The sequence below is a fragment of the Paenibacillus azoreducens genome (assembly GCF_021654775.1).
Classification (GTDB): Bacteria; Bacillota; Bacilli; order Paenibacillales; family Paenibacillaceae; genus Paenibacillus_AQ; species Paenibacillus_AQ azoreducens.
The window spans coordinates 1991808-2013277 of sequence record NZ_AP025343.1 but is presented as its reverse complement, the minus strand read 5'-3'; the positions used below and the strand labels follow the sequence as shown (position 1 = coordinate 2013277).

The 21470-nt window shown below is 40.3% G+C and carries 21 protein-coding genes and 1 pseudogene; 6 read left to right on the top strand and 16 right to left on the bottom strand.

Going from position 1 to position 21470, the window contains the following annotated elements:
• Position 1: 1 nt before the first annotated feature.
• The 5 genes from L6442_RS08555 to L6442_RS08535 all read right to left on the bottom strand — a co-directional run bounded on the left by L6442_RS08555 (position 2) and on the right by L6442_RS08535 (position 5085).
• A complete protein-coding gene (locus tag L6442_RS08555; protein ID WP_120463183.1) occupies positions 2 to 1333 on the bottom strand; it encodes a hypothetical protein in 1332 nt (443 codons plus the stop codon).
• 130 nt (positions 1334 to 1463) lie between these two features.
• Positions 1464 to 2066, bottom strand: a complete 603-nt coding sequence (locus L6442_RS08550) for a hypothetical protein (RefSeq protein WP_210088619.1) — start codon at positions 2064 to 2066, stop codon at positions 1464 to 1466.
• Positions 2067 to 2253: 187 nt separating this feature from the next.
• A complete protein-coding gene (locus L6442_RS08545; RefSeq protein ID WP_212980039.1) occupies positions 2254 to 3642 on the bottom strand; it encodes a stalk domain-containing protein in 1389 nt (462 codons plus the stop codon).
• Between the two features lie 61 nt (positions 3643 to 3703).
• Positions 3704 to 4207 (bottom strand): hypothetical protein, encoded by a 504-nt coding sequence (locus L6442_RS08540; protein WP_212980040.1) that lies wholly within the window; start codon positions 4205 to 4207, stop codon positions 3704 to 3706.
• A gap of 23 nt (positions 4208 to 4230) precedes the next feature.
• Positions 4231 to 5085: an SHOCT domain-containing protein gene (locus L6442_RS08535; RefSeq protein ID WP_120463186.1), complete on the bottom strand. Its 855-nt coding sequence runs from the start codon at positions 5083 to 5085 to the stop codon at positions 4231 to 4233.
• Between the two features lie 207 nt (positions 5086 to 5292).
• On the opposite strand from L6442_RS08535, the gene L6442_RS08530 reads away from it, so the two are divergent.
• From L6442_RS08530 to L6442_RS08515, 4 genes are all read left to right on the top strand, one after another.
• The gene (locus tag L6442_RS08530; protein ID WP_120463187.1) at positions 5293 to 5496 is read left to right on the top strand and encodes a helix-turn-helix domain-containing protein; all 204 of its coding nucleotides are present in this window, start codon (positions 5293 to 5295) and stop codon (positions 5494 to 5496) included.
• Between the two features lie 167 nt (positions 5497 to 5663).
• Positions 5664 to 6347 (top strand): helix-turn-helix domain-containing protein, encoded by a 684-nt coding sequence (locus L6442_RS08525; protein ID WP_237100270.1) that lies wholly within the window; start codon positions 5664 to 5666, stop codon positions 6345 to 6347.
• A 15-nt stretch (positions 6348 to 6362) separates the two neighbouring features.
• Complete coding sequence (locus L6442_RS08520) at positions 6363 to 7055, top strand: helix-turn-helix domain-containing protein (protein WP_210088622.1); 693 nt, start codon at positions 6363 to 6365, stop codon at positions 7053 to 7055.
• 77 nt (positions 7056 to 7132) lie between these two features.
• Positions 7133 to 7483, top strand: coding sequence for a hypothetical protein (locus L6442_RS08515; protein WP_210088623.1), 351 nt, complete (start codon positions 7133 to 7135; stop codon positions 7481 to 7483).
• A 32-nt stretch (positions 7484 to 7515) separates the two neighbouring features.
• On the opposite strand, the gene L6442_RS08510 is transcribed toward L6442_RS08515, so the two are convergent.
• The 4 genes from L6442_RS08510 to L6442_RS08495 form a co-directional block, all read right to left on the bottom strand.
• Positions 7516 to 8769, bottom strand: a complete 1254-nt coding sequence (locus L6442_RS08510) for a restriction endonuclease subunit S (RefSeq protein ID WP_210088624.1) — start codon at positions 8767 to 8769, stop codon at positions 7516 to 7518.
• Between the two features lies 1 nt (position 8770).
• Complete coding sequence (locus tag L6442_RS08505; protein ID WP_210088741.1) at positions 8771 to 10336, bottom strand: type I restriction-modification system subunit M; 1566 nt, start codon at positions 10334 to 10336, stop codon at positions 8771 to 8773.
• Entirely contained in the window at positions 10333 to 10935 is a 603-nt protein-coding gene (locus tag L6442_RS08500; protein ID WP_210088625.1) for a restriction endonuclease subunit S domain-containing protein, read from the bottom strand. Before L6442_RS08500 ends, L6442_RS08505 begins: the two co-directional genes overlap by 4 nt.
• 110 nt (positions 10936 to 11045) lie before the next feature.
• Complete coding sequence (locus L6442_RS08495; protein ID WP_212980041.1) at positions 11046 to 13799, bottom strand: type I restriction endonuclease subunit R; 2754 nt, start codon at positions 13797 to 13799, stop codon at positions 11046 to 11048.
• 240 nt (positions 13800 to 14039) lie between these two features.
• Between L6442_RS08495 and L6442_RS08490 the strand changes: the two genes are divergently transcribed.
• Positions 14040 to 16205 carry a hypothetical protein gene (locus L6442_RS08490; RefSeq protein ID WP_212980042.1) on the top strand — a complete coding sequence of 722 codons (2166 nt, stop codon included), beginning with the start codon at positions 14040 to 14042 and terminating at the stop codon, positions 16203 to 16205.
• 164 nt (positions 16206 to 16369) lie between these two features.
• On the opposite strand, the gene L6442_RS08485 is transcribed toward L6442_RS08490, so the two are convergent.
• Positions 16370 to 17245 (bottom strand): hypothetical protein, encoded by an 876-nt coding sequence (locus tag L6442_RS08485; protein ID WP_212980043.1) that lies wholly within the window; start codon positions 17243 to 17245, stop codon positions 16370 to 16372.
• 224 nt (positions 17246 to 17469) lie between these two features.
• Between L6442_RS08485 and L6442_RS08480 the strand changes: the two genes are divergently transcribed.
• A complete protein-coding gene (locus L6442_RS08480; RefSeq protein ID WP_205571027.1) occupies positions 17470 to 17721 on the top strand; it encodes a single-stranded DNA-binding protein in 252 nt (83 codons plus the stop codon).
• A 99-nt stretch (positions 17722 to 17820) separates the two neighbouring features.
• On the opposite strand, the gene L6442_RS08475 is transcribed toward L6442_RS08480, so the two are convergent.
• The 6 genes and pseudogenes from L6442_RS08475 to L6442_RS08455 form a co-directional block, all read right to left on the bottom strand.
• A complete protein-coding gene (locus tag L6442_RS08475) occupies positions 17821 to 18795 on the bottom strand; it encodes a hypothetical protein (RefSeq protein ID WP_212980044.1) in 975 nt (324 codons plus the stop codon).
• A 17-nt stretch (positions 18796 to 18812) separates the two neighbouring features.
• Complete coding sequence (locus L6442_RS08470) at positions 18813 to 19229, bottom strand: hypothetical protein (RefSeq protein WP_212980045.1); 417 nt, start codon at positions 19227 to 19229, stop codon at positions 18813 to 18815.
• 117 nt (positions 19230 to 19346) lie between these two features.
• Entirely contained in the window at positions 19347 to 19532 is a 186-nt protein-coding gene (locus tag L6442_RS08465; RefSeq protein WP_212980046.1) for a hypothetical protein, read from the bottom strand.
• 180 nt (positions 19533 to 19712) lie between these two features.
• Positions 19713 to 20153 carry a hypothetical protein gene (locus tag L6442_RS08460; RefSeq protein WP_237100269.1) on the bottom strand — a complete coding sequence of 147 codons (441 nt, stop codon included), beginning with the start codon at positions 20151 to 20153 and terminating at the stop codon, positions 19713 to 19715.
• Positions 20154 to 20243: 90 nt separating this feature from the next.
• Positions 20244 to 20414: pseudogene (locus L6442_RS33065) on the bottom strand (YkgJ family cysteine cluster protein); the annotation flags it as partial.
• On the bottom strand, positions 20415 to 21449 hold the full coding sequence (locus L6442_RS08455; RefSeq protein ID WP_127505949.1) for a hypothetical protein: 1035 nt from the start codon (positions 21447 to 21449) through the stop codon (positions 20415 to 20417).
• Positions 21450 to 21470: the final 21 nt, after the last annotated feature.

The following is a 21470-nucleotide window of genomic DNA, read 5'->3' as shown; positions in this document are numbered from 1 at the left end:
TTTACCCCTCCTTCGGATCTAATAATCTAATCGAGTATCCTGGCTTTCTGTTTTTTGAATAATAATACTTCTCTAGGAACCTATCTTTTTTATACTCAACATTGTAATCTTCGAACACATGATAGACCGTATCAATTGTTGAGAAGAAGGCTAGTTTGTCTCCTTCATTTGTGGGAATGAACTGATAGCTTCCATCTGTTTCAAATAATTGTTGAAGAAAATTATTTTCATTGTATGTATACCGCTCTACACCAAAATCATTTAGATTGAACTTTACTGTCTTTCCAAAAAAGTAAGTCTCTTGATCGTATCTCATAATTTTATCATCTCGATGACTTATAAGAGTTCGATTCCCTTTTTCCCTTACATACGTAGGTATCTTTTGGGCTACACGCAATTCTTCGGGAATTGAATTTATGGCTTCAATTTCAATTTCCTCTGTCAATCGCGTCTTGACTCTTGGATAGTATGTTAATGAGATAGAGTCTTCATCAAACCCTTCAATTACTGCAGGGTAGCACTCAGAAAGTTTACCCGGATTGGACTCCGTTGCACCTATACGTTCATACAGCAGTACGACATCACCTATCTCGAATTCGCTTGTAAGATATTGAAACTTTTCTGCTTTATTGTAGAATCGGTTCATCCATCCCCGCTGTCTGAATTGCATAACGAAAGCTATCCAATCAAATTGATGCTCTTTAATTTCGGATGGACCATCTGCGGCTTCATTATAGAATTTATCAAGTTGTATTTTATCTGTGCTCGATTCTTCAAGATACCTTATCTCGACTAATCCATCGAGCAAACTATTTCCGAATCGCATAAGGATGTAAAGATCCACATATTCGAAACCATCAGGATAAACTGCCCCATGATCAATTATTAATTTCGGAATAGGTTTGTTGACCTTAGCACTTCTTACCATGATATAAGCAATTAAGCTGATGTATCCTGCAGATTTTTTACTTGAAGCATTCAAGACTTGATTAGCCATAATATCTGATTGCAGTTCAAACACTACTTCATCATCGGTATCTTTCTTAAAGTAGACTCCCTCAACCGATTTTGTAAAGAAGTTCCTATCGGAGTAAGGTTTCAATGTCCCGATTGGTTTGAACCCCACATCAAGCCCGTTTGTTACCACGAAACTGAAGTGTTCACCGATGAGCAATTCCTCTGAAATTGTTACATCGGACAAAACCAATTTCTTCTTAAGCAAGGTTTGGGCATACTTGTCGAGTTCATAGGCAAGCAGAAGCTCCGAACCTGTATAAATAGTGGTTACTTTCTTGTCTAAAGGTAATAATTCGTTTAATCTTATGACATCCATTTTCAATTCTCCTTTCACATGAAGCAATCATTGGTAGTATTCTCTATATTTTAACCCATCGATAGTTTTGGCTCAATTATAGAAAAACCACCTTCCAATCGGATAAGTGGTTACGACCTGTTTCCAATCTTTACTTAATGAATACGACATACACCTTATCTGTCGTTAGCAGGTTACTATCTTCATAAATTTCGACCTTCTCCTTAAGATCAGCCTGCAAATTCTTTATTAAGTGCTGCGCGGCGGATAAAGTATGATCGCCAAAATCATAGATCACCAAAAATTTAAACGCTGCCGCGGGATTCGATTTTACTTTTGATTTCCCTTCAAGTAGCCCCAGAATATCTTTTACGATTCCGTTTCTTTGGGCTGAACCAAATTTGTAACCATTATTGATCGGCTTGTTACATTTGATCTCGGCAATAATATTGACCTCTCCAGTAACGATGAGATCGTATCCATTATCATTCGGTCTGGTTTTTAGTACTTGTTCCAAGTAAACTTGATAATTCTCCTTCACATAAGGGAAGCGTTCACTTACCCAGTCAATGAAACGGATGGTCGTTTTGTATGTAATAATGTTGTGTATATCCTTCAACGTAGTCTTTATGTCTTCGAAGTCTTCAACTGACATCCGAGAATAGTAATCTTCATTGGAGCCGGTTATTTTATTAGCTATGAACTGATTGAATCGTTCTTTCAACTCGGCTTCTCTATCGTAAGGTAGGCTCATCGTTTACCCCCTGCTAGGAAAATTGTATGTTTATCCACTAATTGTATCTCGGATGGCTCCTATGGCTCAACAAAAGAAATAATGCGACTGAAATCCGCTTCCCTCGATGCCCCCAAATACAACAAGGGCAAAATAAAAGATGGTGCCTGTTACAGACACCATCCAAAATGGAACCCCTAATGGTCAATTACTCTTCATCTTTGTAATCAATCTTCGTGTCGATTCCAACTGTATTTGTTTTGCTATCCCATGTTACGCCAATGTTGAACGCTTTTGCGATGTCGCGGAGCTTGAAGTAGTTATTACCATCAATTGTGTAGGCTACCAAGCTTACTTCCTTGCCATCAATATATAAGGTGGAAGAAGTAGGCTTGGCTTCTTTTGTTGCTGGCTTAGCGGATACTTTAAGCTCTCCGCCCGCTGGAGTGTACGCTTTACCAGAAAGAAGGCTGATTGCATTCTTTGCTCCATCCCATTTCACTTCAAATTGCTTCTCGGTGCCATTCACAACTGAAGCGATGTCGCGAAGTTTAAAGAAGTTGTTGTTATTGATGTTGTAGGCTTCAAAGGATACTTCTTTGCCGTTGACAATAACCTTGGATGCTGTGGGCTTGGCAGATACAGGCTTGCTCGACTGATTTGTATCTGCATCAACCACTTTGTAACGATTGAATCCTTCATACATGAAGTAAATATTCTTAAACGAGTCGATCACATTACGATCTTTGTCATAAACCTCAATAGACGCAACTAATACATCGTCTGTAACAACAGATTCAAATGTAACACTAGGCATATATACGGAAACCTTACCGTCTTTAAATTCCTCGTCTACATATTTCATTTGACCACCAAAATAGCTGTCGACACTCACATAAACTGAATGAGCCTTTGAATTTGTAGTTACCAGATCAAACAAGAATACATTAGAGTCCTTCTCAAATTTCGGGGTCTTTAAGGTGATCGCAGAGACTTCAAAACCACCGATCTCATCGTCATTTCCCTTAACTTTCTGTAGCTTTAAAGAACTGCTCGGGAATTTAATCTTATACCCCGAATTTTCATTAAGAACATTTACTGTCGACATACCTTGTTCGGCTTCACTGTTACCGGATTCGGAGTTAGTCTTAGGATCATTACTTGCAGTTCCTTCGCCTACAATCTGCACCACGAATTCGGCAACAGTATCAGGTGAAAACTCGCTGCCGAAGCGCACGTTCACCCCATAATAGCCCTTCTTGCTGAGACTTACGGTACTGCCTTTTACAGCGATATCTTCGGAAGCTTCTCCCATAATGAAGGACTCACCACCAAGCTTCGCGTCAGGGAGGAAACTGATACTCGGATGCGGGTCTTTTCCGGTAATAGTAAGCGTTACTGGCTTGTCGGATACAAAAACCGTATCTCCAACACCTGATCCTTCATCAATAAACTGCTTTTTATCAGTTACGTTTGAGATTGAAACATAACCTCCTTGCTTCGTCTCAACTTTCGCTCCACTCTCAGCCATAACCGTTAGTGAAGTAAACAGGGAAATAACCAAAGACAAGACCAACATCATAGATATCTTCTTCATTTTCCATCACTCCATTTTCATTGTTGTATGCTTATCATGAGCAATTGCTCTAAAAGCCAAGTTATTGAACTGTTCTCTTCGCCTGATACATCGATTGGATAAATAACTGGATATCTGATTTTTCAAAGTGGTGTTCGCTAATACAAATCCTTTTCCCTACAAAGGCGACTTCGAACAGCTTGTACCTCTTAAATAGATAAAGAACCAAGGCGATAACAAAGACTCCTGCCAATATCGAGCTATAAAGCTTAATTTGGCTAAAATGCGCACCATATTTCTTCATTCCTCTAGAGATCTGCATCAGGATCGTGATTAATACCCCGACCGTTACAAGGTAGTAGAGATTACGTCTCGATCTTTTACGTATGTAGCCAGCACCAATGAAATCTTGAAGCGGTATCGATTCGGGTTCGAATATTTTTCTGGAAGTGTCGCCATTATCATACCGATAATGTTCACCGAAAAAGTGGATGTACTTATTGGTAAGAACTACTACAGGCTTTTGACCCTTGTTCCCGATGTTACCTTTACCTAATACCGCTCTGATCTCCTCACCATTGCTCAAGGTTAATCCTTTAACGACAGTACTCATTTGTTACCATTGGACAGGAGATTCTTTTTTGCTTCGTCAAACTCTTCTTGGGTGATAAGCTTCTGCTGTAGTAGTTCGGAGTATTTCTTTATCTCGTCAGCAATTCCAAGTTTGGAGTTAGTTTCAGTGGGCGTTTGTGGCGCGGCTGCCGCTGCAACCTGAGTAGGCGCTGATTCTACAACATGGTCTTTAGCCCTTCTAAGTTGCTTCTGAAAATCGTCGATCTCTGCTTTATCATACAAATTGATGTTGAAGGCAATCATACCCCCTGCGAAGGAGATCTCGAACAAATTTTTGCGTTTCAATATGTATGCAGTTAGCGTGATTGAAAAGCTCAATATTGAAGCGATCAATACAAATGTCAAAATGTTCATAACTGTTGCCTGATCACTACTTCCCAAGCTACTTAGAACACCGAAAAGAATGATTGATAAAACTAGTGAAGATAAGGAAGTAATCAACAGTGATATCGGATTAACCCTGGTGTAACCTGTTCCGGTCACATCCTTCAGATCAACCATCCGCTCTTCAAAAGACTTTTTCAACTTACCAGCTTCTTTGTAGTAACACTTTCCTTTGAAGTAAACCCGCTTGTTACTAATGACGGAAAATCCACTGGCAAGCGAACCCCCTGATAGGAAGTTGATGATATAACCATTACCAATTGAAGCAATATATCTCTCCGTTGGTTCTGCGAATACTTCCCTGAACTTTTTCAATACTTCTTCCGATAAAATTGCACCTCGACCTAACTTTCCCTCAGCTGAGACTTTAAAGAATGCAATTAGCGGTGGAACAATAATCACGAGTAAAAAGAATGTGATGATTAATTGTGGTGCTGAACTCGACAAGTGCATCTTCTCCTTTGGTTAGACTTTATTTAACACTGTCCCACTGCCCCTTCTAGACAAATCCTCATTATTCCTTACCAGAGTAGGCATTTCGACATATATTGATAAGTATAATATAGGAACTATACTTCGCCAACTATAATTAGTTATCAAAAATTCGCGTATTCCCTAACATAAAGGAAACGAATGCAAGGGGCTGTATCCTTTATGAAATTGAAAGAAGCTAGGGAAAAGAAGAATCTTAGCCAAGAGAGCGTCAGCCGCGCTGTTAATATATCTTTGAAGCATTATCAAAACATTGAACACGGTCTGACAACTCCAACTGTCAATATTGCATTGCATATCTGTGAAGTGTTGAAGGTTGACCCCCGAAAAATTGATGAGTGGAAAGACAGACGACCGCCTGTTTAATCAGATAACCCTTAGTCCATGATATTTAGAACCTACTCCTTAGTCAGTTGACTTTAAGTCACATCGAAAACACCACCTCGACTAAATTATCCATCATATCTATAACTTTTGACCTACTATCCCGATATACTTATTAAGAAGAATATGGGAAGGAGGTCTTTTTGTTTGTGGACATACGGAATGAATTTGGGCAAAGAGTCCGTGAATTGAGGGCGAGAAGTGGCATGTCTCAGGAATCGCTTGCATATCGCGCGGGGCTTGATCGTACATATTTAAGTGGTGTCGAACGGGGAGAACGCAATGTCAGCCTGGTTAATATCGAAAAGATCGCCGCGGCGCTTTCTGTATCGGTTGAGTACATGTTCTCGAGCGAACGCTTCTCGTCAACCCCTGCATATCAACCAAATGATTTTTCGATACCGTTTACAGAGAGGTTTAAGTATCAACTTGATGCTGACAGAAGGGTACTCGCCTTTCAGGTTCATGGGTTATTAACAGGAGATAATGTTGATTTTATGTCCAAGACCCTCATGGGAATTTGTAGTTCATTCGGGAAAGGTGAACTGAGATTATTTGTTGATCACCGTGATATGAAAGCTTCTGATGGCGAACCGGTAGTTTACTCGCCAATAGTTGCCGATAGAGCTATAGCTTTTCAACGGAACTTGCTTTTATATAGCAGTAAAGCCGTAGTTCTCTGTAATTCGGAATTTCAAGTGCACCAATTAAAAAGAATTACCCAAGAAAGTGGCATTCCTACGGTTCCTCTTTTCGGTCGTGATAAAGATATGGTCGGACAAGCATACGAGTTGCTTGACATTAACGGAAATGACTTAATTAAAGTGCATTAGTTTGAGGTGGATTTTGTGAATATAAGAATTGAGTTTGGGAATAGAATACGTGAACTTCGTGCAAGAAGTGGGATGTCTCAAGAAGTCTTGGCTCACCGAGCAGGAATGGATCGGAGCTATCTCAGTGGTGTAGAACGAGGACTTCGAAATATCAGCTTGGATAATATCGAACGACTTGCTAAAGCATTGAATGTATCAATTTCGTATATGTTTGCTGTCGAAAGGCTTTCAGATACCCTCGCTTACCAACCGCATGACTTTACCGTTCCAATCTCTGAACGGTTCAAGTATCATTTGGACAGTGATAAACGGATTCTGTCCTTTCAAGTTAGTGGCTTGCTGAACGGACAACATGTAGATCATATGTCTAAAACCCTGTTGGGGATATGCAACGCATTTCAAAAAGAAGAACTTAGCGTCTTTGTTGATCATCGAGATATGAAGGCAACTGACGGAAAACCAGCCGTATACTCAATAGAGGTGGCAGAAAAAGCAGTATTATTTCAGCAAGAGCTTACTACATATAGCAATAAAGTAGTTGTACTCTGCAATTCTGAATTTATGGTACAACAAATGAATTTTGTCACTGCGACGAGTGGTATTCATGATAAGTCGATTCACTTGTTCGACCGCGACAAAGACATGATAGGGAAAGCATACGAGTTGCTCGACATAAACGGGAATGACTTGATACAAGCTAAAGCTTAAAGCCGCCAGTTATTGGCGGCTTTAGAAGTTCGCAGGATGCATGTGTATAATGGTCATAAAAACAGGGAGATGTTGAATTGGCTCAAATTTATGATTTTCTTTCTCGTCAACCACTCAGTAGACTCAAGCATCACGATTATGAGCAAAACGATAGGATTATCGAACAACACGGCAAATACATTGGAGTGCTTACTAAACAAAGAACTGAGTCGCTACGGGAAATAATCGATGTGATTGAACTTAAGAAAAAACAGATTGAACAGTTGATGTCTGAGTTTGAGGAATTGCGCTCTGGATATGATGAGATGGTTCTTGAAGCAGTGAGCTTTCTTGGAGCAAGGAAAAATTGGGTCGATTTCGATCCGGAAACATGGGATTTCTATGTGGATGTTAAGGGGCATTGTTGGGTGGTAAATAACAACAAATAGAAATAAAAAGCAAGGGAGTCATTCCCCTTGCTTTAGACGAACATTTGATTCATAAAACCCTTTTTCATAACTTCTAGCTCGGTATTTTTCTTTTTAAGCAATTCAATCTTCTGAGATAACTTGTAGAGAAAACCAGATATCTTTCTTTGCTCTTTAATATCAGGAAGTGGAACTTCTAGACTTGATAACGCTGGCTTTGACAGTCCAAAAACTGATACCCCATTTGCATTTACATTAATAAACTTCCTGTACTCAGTAGTCTGTGTAAAGTAATGCAAAAACAACGAGTCTAACCGGCTATATGGTCTAAAACAATGGGTATGTAACCCACCAATTATTTTTCTATTGTTACCTTCAAGAAGAACAACGCTTTTACCTAGATCAGAAGTGTCTTCGGATGCATCAGCAAATACAACGTCTCCGTCTTTAAGAAGTGTGTATGTTGTTTCTGTATCGATACTTAATGACGGAAGCTCCGTCTGTGAGGTAATCACTCCCGATAATTTAGAATGAATATCACCGTAATGAACATGTTGATATTCCCCTTCTCCCTCGACACTGCGTGAAAAGCTGTAGTTTCTAGTAAACGAACCTAATTCCTCTAAGACCGATGAATCCCACTCAGGAAATTCCTGCCCATTCTCGTCTTTGAATCGAATCTCCTGTGAGAAAATCTTTTGGAGCAAACCTTTCTTGAACAACTCTAGTTCTTCGATCTTCTCTTTCTGTCTCTCCACTTTTTGATTTAATAGTGAGAGGAAAGATGCAATTTTACGCTGTTCTGTTTCAGATGTTATGCTAACCCTTATATTTCTTATCTGCTCAAAATTTAAACCCTCTCTATTTCCCCCTGCTTGAAAGCTATCAATTTGCTTTTGAACCTTATATGAGATAATTTGATTCATTATGAAGGAAGGATCATAGCCTTTATTTACTCGAATAATACAGACATGTTGATTTACATTGGCTCTTGGAAAACCAAGTGGAACTATACAACTCCTACCAATAGATGCTCCAGTGATATTCAATAGTATGTCGTTTTCATATACTTGAGTAGATAACATATTGTTATTTTCTTCCTCCGAAATATACGCAACGTCATCCAAGAACAGTTGTCCATTCAAAACATTCTGGCTTCTGATAAATACTACGCCCTCATCAGTATATACGGAACTACCACCTCTAGGAGTCTTTCCACTTCCCACCTTTATTGTTAAGTCACCAAGCTTTTTATGCTTCCACTCATTCGTAAATTCTGAAAATCTTAGCTTCGGCAATATCTTCATATTAGTTACCTTCCCGTATTCCAAGTTCTCTGAAAAACGTTTCTAATTCTTTATCAATTTGTAGTATCTCTGAATCAATCTCTTTAATTCTTGCTTGTACATTGTTCAAATCGACTAGTTCTTCCTCCTCAAAAGTATCAACATAACGTGGAATATTCAAGTTATAGTCATTCTCTTTGACTTCATCAATACTAGCGGCATATGAATACTTCTCGATAGTTTGCCGAGTCGTATATGTTTCAACGATCTTCTCCACATTTTCATCACGAAGACGATTTTGGTTCTTACCTTTCTCAAAATCATTGGAAGCATCAATAAACAGAATGTTATCATTCGCTTCTCGACACTTTTTGAACACAAGAATGCACGTTGGAATCGTTGTCCCAAAGAAAATGTTTGCTGGTAAGCCGATCACCGCATCCAAGTAGTTTTTTTCTTCGATCAGGTATTTACGAATTACTCCTTCTGCCGCACCGCGGAACAATACCCCATGAGGAAGGACAACTGCCATTGTTCCGTTATCATCAAGATGATGAATCATATGTTGAACAAAAGCGAAATCGGCTTTGGATGAGGGAGCTAGTTTTCCGTAGGCACTAAACCGCTCATCTTGCAGGAACTTTTCATCAGAACTCCATTTTGCTGAGTATGGAGGATTTGCTACTACGGCTTCAAAACGCATATCTAGATGCCGCGGCTCATCCAAACTATCGGCATTTTGAATATCGAAGTTATGATAAGACACATCATGCAGGAGCATGTTCATACGAGCCAAGTTATAAGTAGTTGAGGTTTTCTCTTGCCCGTAAAACTTTCTGACTCTCGCTTCCTTGGCGACCCTCAAGAGCAACGATCCTGAACCGCAAGTCGGGTCATAGACATTTCTTAAGTCATTCTTACCCAGCGTAACTATCTTAGCAATGATTTTGGAAACTTGTGGTGGAGTATAGAACTCACCAGCTTTTTTCCCCGCATTGGCAGCAAACTGTCCGATCAAATACTCATAAGCGTCGCCCAGAACGTCAATGTCCACATCATCATGTAAGAAGGGGATATCATTAATATTGACCATGACCTTTGCGATTAGCTTGGAGCGAGACTTTACATCACGCCCTAGTTTGGAGGAATTCAAATCCATGTCATCAAATAAATTTTGGAAGTCATCCTGACTCGTCGCTCCAAGGGTTGATTCTGTTACTGCGGTGACCGCTTTATGTAGCATTTCAATATCGAATTTGCCTTGCTCTCCTTTACCAATCTCCTCAATCATGCTCGAAAAAAGGTAGTCTGGTTCAATGACGTAGCCAATTTCCTGAATGAGCTGATCTTTTAAAGCATCCCGATAAGCTTGATCCTTCCAAGCATCTCTGTAAGAAATATTGTCTTCCTTAAGAAGACTATTAACCCGATCCTCTGTTTTGTCAGACAAATAACGGTAAAAGATTAAACCAAGTATATAGTTTTTAAACTCGTAAGCTTCGAGTTGACCGCGTAGGTCATTTGCCATGTCCCAAAGCTTCTTATGTAACTCGGCTTGTTGATGACGTTGTAACTCGGTCGTTGTCATCTGTTTACCTCCCCCTTTAGATACCCCATCAATAACTGTTTGATATATTGCTGTTCCCATACGATTCTCTCCTGAAGTAGTCGATTTTTTCGATGTAATAATCTATGGACGCTACCAATCTTCACTTGATCGTCCATAGGTGGCAAAAAAATTTCCAAAGTCCTAAGCATTTGAATCGACAAAGCTGCTATACTGGAACCTTGCGTTGCGATCTTCAATTGTTTGCGACAATCTGGATGTTCATTGATATACCACTCCAGATAGTCAGGATGCAATTCACCTGTAGGCTCAATGATGGCAAAGTTAGAAGGGATCAACTTTCCAGCATGCTCCTGCTGCAATGCTACTGCTCGTTGTCCAGTCAAGCTTATTAGGACTAAACCCTCTTTGGCGAGTGGTAAAGATACCAAACGCCCTTGATCTACATGAACATCAGAAGCATCTTGCTGATTCTCTACCGATGTGGGATCAGGACTTAACCACTCGTTCATTTCTTTCATCGTGTAGACCGGAAGCTTTACTGCCTCCAATGAAGGTGACGTCTGTATACGGGATAAAAATGCCCCTTGCACCACCGATGCACATTGTTCTAAATTCAAACCAACCCTCCCCTTTTGCTATTTATTAAAATAGCATTAAACCAACAACTTCAATATAATAAAAAACAGCAGAAAAGGCAAGTCCTTTTCTGCTATTTTTATAAATAGCACTATGAAAAACGTTTGGTGTGCTCTGAGATGAACTCGATAATCCGTTGAATCATTGCTCGTTTTTTGAGGAATGGCAACTTAACAGCATCACTGATCTCTTGCTGGTTGACCAGTCCGCCGTACTCATATTCCTGTACAAAGCCTTGTATTACTTCAGCCGATAACCCCACTTCACTGGCGAATGCTTCAATTTCCTTCATACGTTCTTCTTGTTCGAAGGCATTGTAGTTATCGTCTACCGAATCTGCATTGGTTAACGTTGGTACTACTTTTCGCAAGAAGTCCTTCAGCAAATTCGCTTTGAGTCGTAGCTGCTCGTTATCAGCCCGATTGATCTCATCTTCAATATCTTTTACCGACTTGTCCCGCTGCTCTTCATTATCGAAATCGATGTTCCGGATCAGATTCATGATATAGCTTACATTAATCCGATCGGTATGCATCAGCTCGATTAGGAAGTCAACGTTCGCCAAGATCGATTCTTTACCCCCGCCGCGCTTAACTTCGTCATAAATACGGAGATACTTGCTCTTGTAATCCTGGTACTCCTGTTCAGAAATACCCAATCGAGCCGAGTCGAATTCAAACTCGGTAAAAGTTTGGAGACGAGTCAGATATTTGGTAAGCTCACGGAAGCTAATGACAAACTCTTGTTTTTCTTCCTCCCGCTCCAAAGCATCTACTTCCGCTGGCGTAGCGGCGAGAGCTTTGACTTTTACCAGAGCTGCCCTGAACATTTGAAGGTATTCTTCGTAACTCTTCATCAGGACATCATCGACGCTATCTGTCTTTGAGAACAACTTGATTGCCTCGTCCGTATCTTCCTTGAGATTGCGGAAGCATACAATATTCCCGTAAGGTTTGGTCGCTTTCTCCGTCCGATTGGTGCGAGAGAAGGCTTGAATCAAATTATGATATTTTAAGAAGCGATCCATGTAGAGGATATTCAAAGTTTTGCTGTCGAATCCTGTCAAAAAGATGTTGACTACCAGTAAGATATCGATCTGAGCAGTCTTGACTTTACGAGAAACATCGGCAAAATATCCTTGGTACTTATCTGTTGAGAAGTTGGTTCCAAACATAGCATTGTAGTCCTTGATGATACGTTCAAGGCTATCCCGAGAATGCTCGTCTTGTCCATCGCCTTCACTGTCCTCATTCTGTCCATAGGTGAAAATGCCGGCAATCTTCAAGTTATGTGACATGGACTTGAAGGTGTCGTAGTACTTAACCAGCATCGGGATGCTATCCACAGTGAATAGTCCTGTATACCCCTTACTGCGTGACTTCCGATCATGATGGTTTATGATGTTCTCAGCGATCAAACGGATTCGATCATCATGCATCCAGACTTCATCAGTCAGAATTCCTTTTACGCGGGTCTGATCCTTTTCGTTAATTGAAACATCAACCGTTTGGATGTAATCCACCGAAAACCCCAAGACATTGCCATCATGGATCGCATCTTTAATCAGATACGTATGTAGACATTTCTCAAAAATATCGGCGGTTACCCGACCGTCTTGGCTTTTGTTTTCCTCGAACAAAGGTGTTCCCGTGAAACCAAAGTACTGTGCCTCTTTAAAATGATTGTCAACGAGTCTTTTCATCTTACCAAACTGGCTACGATGACACTCATCAATAATGAAGACAACACGCTCCTGTTGATACGGCTTCATGATCTCCTCATATCGAGGATTTTTTATAGCGTTCGCCATCTTTTGAATTGTAGTAACGATCAACGGCTTCGTTAAGTCCGAAATTTGTGCCACAAGTTTATCCGTATCATCCGTCATGTCCACCGAATCCGGTTCAAACTTGTTGAATTCAGCTAATGTCTGACTATCCAAATCCTTACGGTCAACAAGGAAGAAGACCTTCTTTATATGCGGTTCGTTCGCAAGGATTTGACTCGACTTAAATGAGGTTAATGTCTTTCCGCTACCAGTTGTGTGCCAGATATAACCGTTGTTCTTAGTTTCCAAGGCACGCTTAATAAGTGCCTCAACTGCATAGACCTGATACGGTCGCATGACCATTAACAACTTCTCGGTTTCATTCAATACCATGTATCGGGCGATCATCTTCGCCATATGGCACTTTTCTAGGAAGTTGGAAGTGAAATCGCTCAGATTGGTGATCCGATTATTTTCTGCATCCGACCAGAAAAAGGTATGTGAATACAAGATGTCACCATCGGAGTTTGCAAAATATTTCGTATCAACCCCATTGCTGACAACAAACATCTGCAGATAACGATATAACCCCCTGAAGGAGTGTTTTCGATACCGTTGAATCTGATTGAACGCCTCTTTAAAATCTAAGCCGCGGCGCTTTAACTCGATCTGTACTACGGGTAAGCCGTTAATGAAGATTGTTACATCATAACGGTTTTTATACGTCCCTTCGACTGTTGTCTGATTGGTGACCTGAAAAATGTTCTTACACCAATCACGGGTATTCATCAACTCAAGATAGACCTCTGTTCCGTCATCACGCTGGAACACTTGTTTATCCCTAAGAATCTTTGCTGAGTCAAAATTGCTTTTTCCATCAATCTGAGTTAGGAATCGGCTGAACTCTGCATCTGTTAACGGCTGACCATTTAATTTCTTCTCATTGAACTTATTCAGTTGCTGTTTAAAGTTTCCTAAAAGCGAATCGTAGTCATTTATTGTCACTCGTTCGTAGCCTTGACGAACAAGTTGCTCGATCAGATTTTTCTCAAGCTGGGCTTCCGACTGATAGGACAAATGTAAAACCTCCTTAGGTGTTCTTTACCCCACTCATACACAGGAGTCTTACAATATTCTACAATTCCCATCCGATATCCTTCTAAAGCCCCAATTATTAAGCTTCTCTTTCAATGGATTGCTCTCGCAATAGATGCAGTAGTGTCTGAACCAATGCCTCCTAATCGACATTCTTCATCACAATTCTGGAAATGTGATACAATAGTCTTAATATTCAATGTTTCTTAGAGGGGGGTTATTATGTCGGAAAAACACGCAGATAAATTACTTCATGTTCAGAACGGAGTTATACGTCACCTGTTATATTCAAAGGTAGACGAACAGGATTTAATCAATCGTTATCGTGTAGTTGTCAAACGTGAAGTTAAACGAGATTTAAAAGTGGCTTTGGAGCGACTTGACAAGCAAAAACTAGTGGAGATTGTGGCTATCTCACCAGAGATAACTGAATCTGATATCGAAACCTGTTTTGAAGATAATAGATACAGCCGCAGACCCAATTTTCGGCTGTTTATGCTGCGTCCGCATAACCCTCAACTGAGTTCATCCTCATTCATTGCAGATCACAAGAATAATACTGGTGTGTCCAAAATGAATGAGTTGCTCAAGCCAATCACTTACCCCAATGACACCATATTTGGGCTACTTGCTATTGACCAAACCGTTGTCAATCACGAAACGGTAGAAATCTCGTTACAATATCAAGAGAGATATAATTACATCAATCCTGAAACCGAACAGTCCGATTTTATTTACGAATTGAAGTTCGGTTTCTTATGGATCAACTTTGACCAACGCTTTGTGAGCATTAGTATACCTACTGAGTCATTAGTTGGAACAATATCCAAAACTCTTGAAAGAGCCTTTGATTGCTTTGTTTCACCTGTAAACATCACCAAAAAGATTGTCGACAGTGTGTTTAGCAAAGAGTCAATGAAAAGAACCACTTTGAGCAATCCTGACCCCGAATCGGGTAAGCCAAGCAAAGTTACTTTGGCTGACAGTGATCTTGGTAATAAGGTTGGTCAACTTACTGAATTCGATGGGTACGACTCGCCAAGTTCAGTTTATCAAGAAGCAATCGACGAGGACGGAGACTTCTTCTCAACTCTTGGGGTCAACAATGACAAAGGCAAGATTTATCTTACCCGTCAGCTTAAAGCCTCTGAAATGAGACGTTGGGGGATTTGGCGAATCGGACAGATCATGAATTACATTAACTCTATACAGGAAAATGGCGAAATCGATGATAAGTTCGAATCATTTGGACTTGATGAAGATCCCGATCTTGTTGCCTTCACAACTACAAATGACGAGAAAAAAGTTATTTTGGAAGTCATTAAGGCAGTTGTCACCTGTAAGGTAAAAAAGATTGATAGCTTCAAGCTCCACGACTTAAATGTTGATAAAATTGTAGGTTCACTGAAGAAGCATACCATTACCCACTTCTATCCTTACTGCGATAGTTGCGACCATTATACAGATATCACCTGTAATCACTGCGGAAACACCGACTTGTTAACGGTTTCCGTAAAAAGAGGACAGGCTCCAAAGGTCATATGTTCATTCTGTTACACCGAACTTCAACAGGATAACGTTCGCTGCTTAATGGATCATAAGGTCAGAATAGACTCCTGGTATGATGGAGTCGTAATTAATCCTAAATCAACTATAGTCGAACTTACCGAAAAGATCATAAGCAAGTACTTTCCTGATGAGGGATTTTCTCATGAGGAAGAATCCTTCTATCTTCAAAACAATGTCGTTCACTATTCATCTAGAGTCTCTTCGAAAGTCATGTTCAAAGTGAGAGAACTACAACAATTTAAGCCCGTTTGGGATCGGAGAATTACCCCTAAACGCCGCGAAGAACTTGCTGAAGTGTTGAGCTTACTTAGAGAGAAATGTTCTAAACATAGTGTAGATGCCTGCCAAGCCTGTCAGCATGAAAAAAGCGTCCGCTGCATAATGAAACCTTTTGTAACGTTTACTGATCATAAATTACATCCGCATCATGGACAAGAATACGGTGATATCAGCTTTACAATCCAGATGCTTGGTATGGACGATGCGGTATTTGTAGGGATAGCCAAGAGTTACGAGAAGAAACCGATAAAACCAACAGACACAAAAGCTTATGAGATGCTTCAACAGTTTGTTTATAAATGTAAGGACACTACTGTCAATGTTTTAGGAATAGTGGTAGCAGGGGAACTTGAACAGGGTTTTGTAGCCGTGTTGCAGGATCTTGCCGGAAGGTACAAAAAGAAAGTCGTAATGTGGACTTACGAGGAATTGATGTTGGTGGTCGATTTCGCCATCAAGAAATATGATTTATCAATCTCTGAGGTTGTTGAAGAACTAAAGGCAGACAAAGTCAAACGAAAACGGAAGCCTGTCAGTTAATAATTCGCAAAAATCAACCCTGTCATTCGACTTTGACAGGGTTGATTCATTTGCTATCAGACAGTGGGCAGCCTAACTATGTAGCACATCAACTTAAGATTCATTTTTGGAACAAAATACCCTACCAGACGAATTTCTTGATGCAATATTCGACAGATGGTGTATTATCCCTTCCTGGTACTTGAAATCATGTCTTTAGCATCAGTTTCGTTAACCTCTAATACATCAGTCGAAACCTTCTCTGGCTTTTTGCCATCCCTGAATGCAGAGTTACCATCAAGCTTCGCCAACAATATTTTGCGGGTTGTTTTATACTCCTCTCCCACCATACCGAGCCGGATCAAGAAAAGTCTGAAGGTAAACTTATCGTTGTCGGTGTCCTTGCCTTTGGGCGATGTATACTTTAACTTCATCGCAGTCTGGTTTAACAGTCCGACAAGCTGCGTGTAGGCATGTATCTCTTCAGGACTGCGTTCTGCTTGGAAAAACTTAAAGATGATCGTACTGCTATCAAAACTGAACGTGATGCCTGGGCAGTATTGTTTACCAATTTCTGATATCGTTGTCTTGAAACTTTCCAGTGTATCGACATTAGCTTCATTGATTGCTTTGGCAAAACTTTCTTCGATAATATTCGATTCAATTCCAAGTGATCTTTTTACAAGTACTTGTTTGCTGTAAAGCAAATTAATCAAATTTCTAAGTGTTATCCCTGTGTGACCTTCCAGCGGCACTGCTACTTCAAGTAGGGCGTTTGAGCTTATTGTCGAATTGACTGGATCGCCTGAATTAACTTGAACAACCAGTTCAACTGGTGCAGTGGGTTCGAGCGGTTCGTCTTGTATGGCAGCAACCTGTCCAGTTAATACGCTGTCGAGATCAACCTCCTTGCCATTCGAAGTCGTGATCTTGCCCGCTCTGTCAATCGAGTAAATCTCCGTATCAGTCTCAATCTGATAAATGAAGCTCGGAACCCCCATATACTTAGGCTTTACTCCAAAATGATCGCCTAACGTCTTTATGATTTCTTTTCTGTCCATAACAACCTCCAATTAGAATTTACATCTTCAATGAGATAGGCGTTACCGCCTTTCATTGAGGTTGTTGTAGTTCTAACTTGGACGGTGATTTAATGCAAGTAATTGTTGAGCATACCCCAAATAAATACAACTTGACGGATATAGAAAGCAGATGTACTATGTAGCTATAAGCTACTAGCTATTAGCTACTATGAGTAAATCTCGAACAGAAAGGAGAATGTCAAATGAGAATCGATAAAAACACTTCTCTGGAAGACTTGATGAACATTGCCAAAGCAACTGTTCCAAGTCTGGATCAAGGTGAGGAGTTCCTTGTCAAAGACCTGTTTCGGGGCTTTGAATGGAACCGGATCGCTAAGGGCAATCGTACTAAGCTTGGCTCCATGTTCTTAAACTACGCCGAGAACCATGCGAGTAACTCCCTTGAGATATTAGGGAAAACGCCGCAAAATCAGCAGATGTACAGAAAGCTGTAGCTACAAAAAGAACCGAATCAGTGTGCATCCATACCACATCGATTCGGTTCTTTTCATTTGCCTAAATGTTCTTGAGATGAAACCAGCATGACCATTCCTTTAACTATTTTGACGCGACTTAGTGAGATCCCTCGCTTCGGATATCGTTGAGCAAGTGAACAATGTATCCAACATACACCACACTCTGCCATTGGGGTATATGTTTCCGGTCTTAACTTCATTACTTGGAGCAAATGGAACTCCTAAGTGATATACGAAACTTGGTTTCCACTCCTCGTCTGTAGCCTCCGAAAAAACTTTAGACATGTTAGTGACAACCTCATACCCTTCTATGTGATGAATCGATTGCAGTTTTCCATCATAACGAAATGCAATGTAGTTAGGTGGCTCTTTTACCCATCCATTACCACCGACAGGGTGAAAGTATCTCCTCTTCTTGCTAATAATGTCTCTCCATGAAATTGACCAACCATCAGGAGATCCAGCTCCAACAGATACTACATACACCATATTCGAGTCTTGCTTCTGCATTGTCATCAAACTCCCCAAATAAACATTCAATTCTTGCAATAACCGCTTCTCAGCATGTGTTCCGAGTGAATGTGCCAGCTTGGAGTATTGGTAAAAGTCCTTCCATGATAATACCTCAACCGGAAAACCATTTACTTGATCTGGGACACGGTGCTTGGCGTAATCTCTGCTGCATTCGCTCAATACAATCAGTCGCTTATCATGGCAAGGATTTTGTATGAAGGATGTTCTGGTTGCATACTTTTGAAGCTGTGTGATGTCTGGAAGGTTCCAGCCTCTCTTCGCCTCAATAATTAAGTGAAATTCTTGGGTCAACTCAATTTCTATATCAGTGAATCCTTTGCCCTTTTCATATTCCTGCATCCGAATTTCAACTTCATTAACATCACCGTTCCATTTAAGAACATTTTGGAGAAAGACCTTCAGAAATGAAGGACACTGCGTCAACCCCCATGCCACACTATAGCTTATATCATTCTCGTGTTTACCTAAAAGCTGAAATACGCTTCTCATTTCTCGACTATGTAAAAATAATTTTGTCATTTCATTTACCTCAGTCGCTATGATATCATTCGTTCAGGCACTGCTTGAAACTTATTCAAGCAACCCCTCACCTGAATGTTATTTCCCCAAATATAGAACTTCCAATGCTCACCTTCTCTAGGATTCACAATCTGATTATCAAGGGTCATCATTTTACGCAGTTCTTTGAAATCTACAATATAGATATTACCATCTTCCAAACGAATCACTAAAATTGCTAAGTCCGCATCATCCAAGAGTTCGACCTGTTTTATCGTAAGGTCGAACCAACCCCTACCGATCGTATGAATCTTGGAGTGTGGAGTACAAATGACAATTCGTTTTCCATCCGCAATTCCCTGATACATAATTTTCTTCCCCTTTATCATAGAAAAGGAGCAGCCGTACTTTTTCTCCAACTTGTTAATAACAATTTTCTTGTCAGGAACAGGCATTGTAATACCCCCTTATTCCGTCTTTTTCCACATCATAGCATATGGTTCTGTAGTCTGCAGATGATTTTGCATGGCTAACAACATGTTGTTAGCCCGCCGCGGCTAGACACTGTTACACTACTTGTTTCTGTCCCCAGGCACAAAGTCATTCCGACACCATCTGACAAAATTGGTTGAATGGGTTAGGTATGTCTTGGCGGTGTTCTCTTTAAGAAGACCGGCTTTCAGATTCTCGATTACCTCTTGCTCGTACTGCTCATACAATAACTCCAATTGCTTAATAAAGTCTAGCGATGCTTTCATCCGGTTAGCCCCCTCGAGATAAGTCTTAAGTTCATTATAATGAACTGGTTCAGCCATTTTTATCAGTAGTTAAAGTCATAGTCGTTTCCTCCAAGATAAAATCTTATAATGATTATCGTCATTTAGTACAAAAGCCAGATGCATATATTTGCACCTGGCTTTAAAGAATCAATTACTAGCTTACCATTCAAGCGCATCGTCTTCTTGATAAATTGAGATTGCGTAATCGATAAAATCCATCAATTTTCTCCTGCTAATTTTATCTATACTGATTTGATATTTTGTACCATACTTCATATGGAGTTCTAGGGCAGTAATATCTAAACCTAAAAATCGATCTTCGTTAATACTTGTATAATCAATATCCTCATATTTTGCTATGAATTTTGAAGTGAAGTTTGCCGAATCCTTCACGCAAACTGAGTCAATCGTTAAGACTAATCCAGACTTTCCATTGCTTCCAATGCTCGTATCAGTAATATCGATTATTTCATCCTTGTTGTATTGACCTTGGCAAATAATTTCCCTGGCATTTTTAACTCTTGGTGCATATTCATCGCCGGGTGTATAGCCAAAGATCTCTTCAAACTTTTCAACCAGTGCAGACTTTAAATCACTCATTCCATTACTCTCCAATCTCTTAAGCATGTCGCATGACTTATAGTTTATTGCGTAGAATTGTTCCAGAGTCATTTGATCTTTAAAGAACAACTCGTATGATTCATCTATTCTACATATGACGGGGCGTGTTTCGTAAATACTACATAGATTCGTCTCCACGTCAAAATGAAGACATACCCCATCGCCCCGATCCAAATGTTTGTATTGCTCGGTCATCCCTACCTTTTTACAACACAATCCGCATTGATCACAGTTAAACATTTATTGATTCATCAGCGTATTGAGGTACTTATTACCGTTCTCAAGCACATATTCTGTGGCTTCATCCAATTGACCCTCTTGCTTAAGAAGCGGCGAATCGAGAATAACCTTAATAGCCTGAGCTAATTGGACGCATTTGTATATCTCTTCTTGTTCTGTCTTAGAATAATCCTGCCAGTTAACCCCTTTTGAATCAATAATATCGCGTAACACTCCTACTTGATAAGCAAAAAAGACATCTAGCTTTTTTAATAGCTCAGTTAGCTGATTCGCTCGAGTAAAAATTGCTTTCAAGGCTATACCGATGTTCCTTGCCTGCTTCTTAAAAGCCTTGGCTTTATCATAGTTGCCGTATGCATCGTTTAAAGCGGATTTAGCTTGGCTCGCAAAAATAGCTCCACCAATGGCAAGTGCTGGTCCAGCCACAATACCCCCAAGAACAACCATACCGCCTGTTACTCCTAAACCGCCTGCGGTTAAAGCCCCTCCACCAAGCCACGCCAGTGTCGCGTTTGTCGCGGCTACACCTGAAAGGGTACCTAATGCCGTACCAGTCGTAGCTGTAACTATAAGCCCACCAAGTCCACTCATAACAACACTGTATGTACCGTAGGCAAGTAAAGCCCCAGACCCGATTGCCGCTAATCCGTTAATCGCAATTTTCTTCGCTTCAAATGATGCCTCCTTTAATTGCTTAAAACTCTCACTTGTCGGATTGAAGTTTTTGAGTTCATCGATCCCTTGGCTGTTTTTAAGATCGATATTCTTAATTTTTTCAAAATTCAATACAAAGTCATTGATCGACGTTGTAAGAATTCGAATTTTCTCCTGTCCAAGCTCTGTAATGGCTTCATTTGTACTTTCCCTTGCCATTGCAATAAAGTCTTCCGACTCTTTTGCAATGTCCTGGGACGTCTGGTTAATGGATTTAGCTCTATCCATATCCCTCTTTGCTTCGAAGCCTTTCTTGACTCCTGCCGCGGCAGTAATAGCCGCTATCCCTGCTGCAATTGCAGGTATTAATGGTAATGGCATGTATACTCCTCCTTGATAAAA

What these genes read in the sequence shown, in the direction of transcription:
- L6442_RS08480 (WP_205571027.1), top strand. Translation starts at nt 17,470, where the DNA reads ATGAGAATCGATAAAAACACTTCTCTGGAAGACTTGATGAACATTGCC.
- L6442_RS08470 (WP_212980045.1), bottom strand. Translation starts at nt 19,229, where the DNA reads ATGCCTGTTCCTGACAAGAAAATTGTTATTAACAAGTTGGAGAAAAAG.
- L6442_RS08555 (WP_120463183.1), bottom strand. Translation starts at nt 1,333, where the DNA reads ATGGATGTCATAAGATTAAACGAATTATTACCTTTAGACAAGAAAGTA.
- L6442_RS08545 (WP_212980039.1), bottom strand. Translation starts at nt 3,642, where the DNA reads ATGAAGAAGATATCTATGATGTTGGTCTTGTCTTTGGTTATTTCCCTG.
- L6442_RS08510 (WP_210088624.1), bottom strand. Translation starts at nt 8,769, where the DNA reads ATGAAGATATTGCCGAAGCTAAGATTTTCAGAATTTACGAATGAGTGG.
- L6442_RS08550 (WP_210088619.1), bottom strand. Translation starts at nt 2,066, where the DNA reads ATGAGCCTACCTTACGATAGAGAAGCCGAGTTGAAAGAACGATTCAAT.
- L6442_RS08455 (WP_127505949.1), bottom strand. Translation starts at nt 21,449, where the DNA reads ATGCCATTACCATTAATACCTGCAATTGCAGCAGGGATAGCGGCTATT.
- L6442_RS08460 (WP_237100269.1), bottom strand. Translation starts at nt 20,153, where the DNA reads ATGAGTGATTTAAAGTCTGCACTGGTTGAAAAGTTTGAAGAGATCTTT.
- L6442_RS08475 (WP_212980044.1), bottom strand. Translation starts at nt 18,795, where the DNA reads ATGACAAAATTATTTTTACATAGTCGAGAAATGAGAAGCGTATTTCAG.
- L6442_RS08505 (WP_210088741.1), bottom strand. Translation starts at nt 10,336, where the DNA reads ATGACAACGACCGAGTTACAACGTCATCAACAAGCCGAGTTACATAAG.
- L6442_RS08490 (WP_212980042.1), top strand. Translation starts at nt 14,040, where the DNA reads ATGTCGGAAAAACACGCAGATAAATTACTTCATGTTCAGAACGGAGTT.
- L6442_RS08485 (WP_212980043.1), bottom strand. Translation starts at nt 17,245, where the DNA reads ATGGACAGAAAAGAAATCATAAAGACGTTAGGCGATCATTTTGGAGTA.
- L6442_RS08465 (WP_212980046.1), bottom strand. Translation starts at nt 19,532, where the DNA reads ATGAAAGCATCGCTAGACTTTATTAAGCAATTGGAGTTATTGTATGAG.
- L6442_RS08530 (WP_120463187.1), top strand. Translation starts at nt 5,293, where the DNA reads ATGAAATTGAAAGAAGCTAGGGAAAAGAAGAATCTTAGCCAAGAGAGC.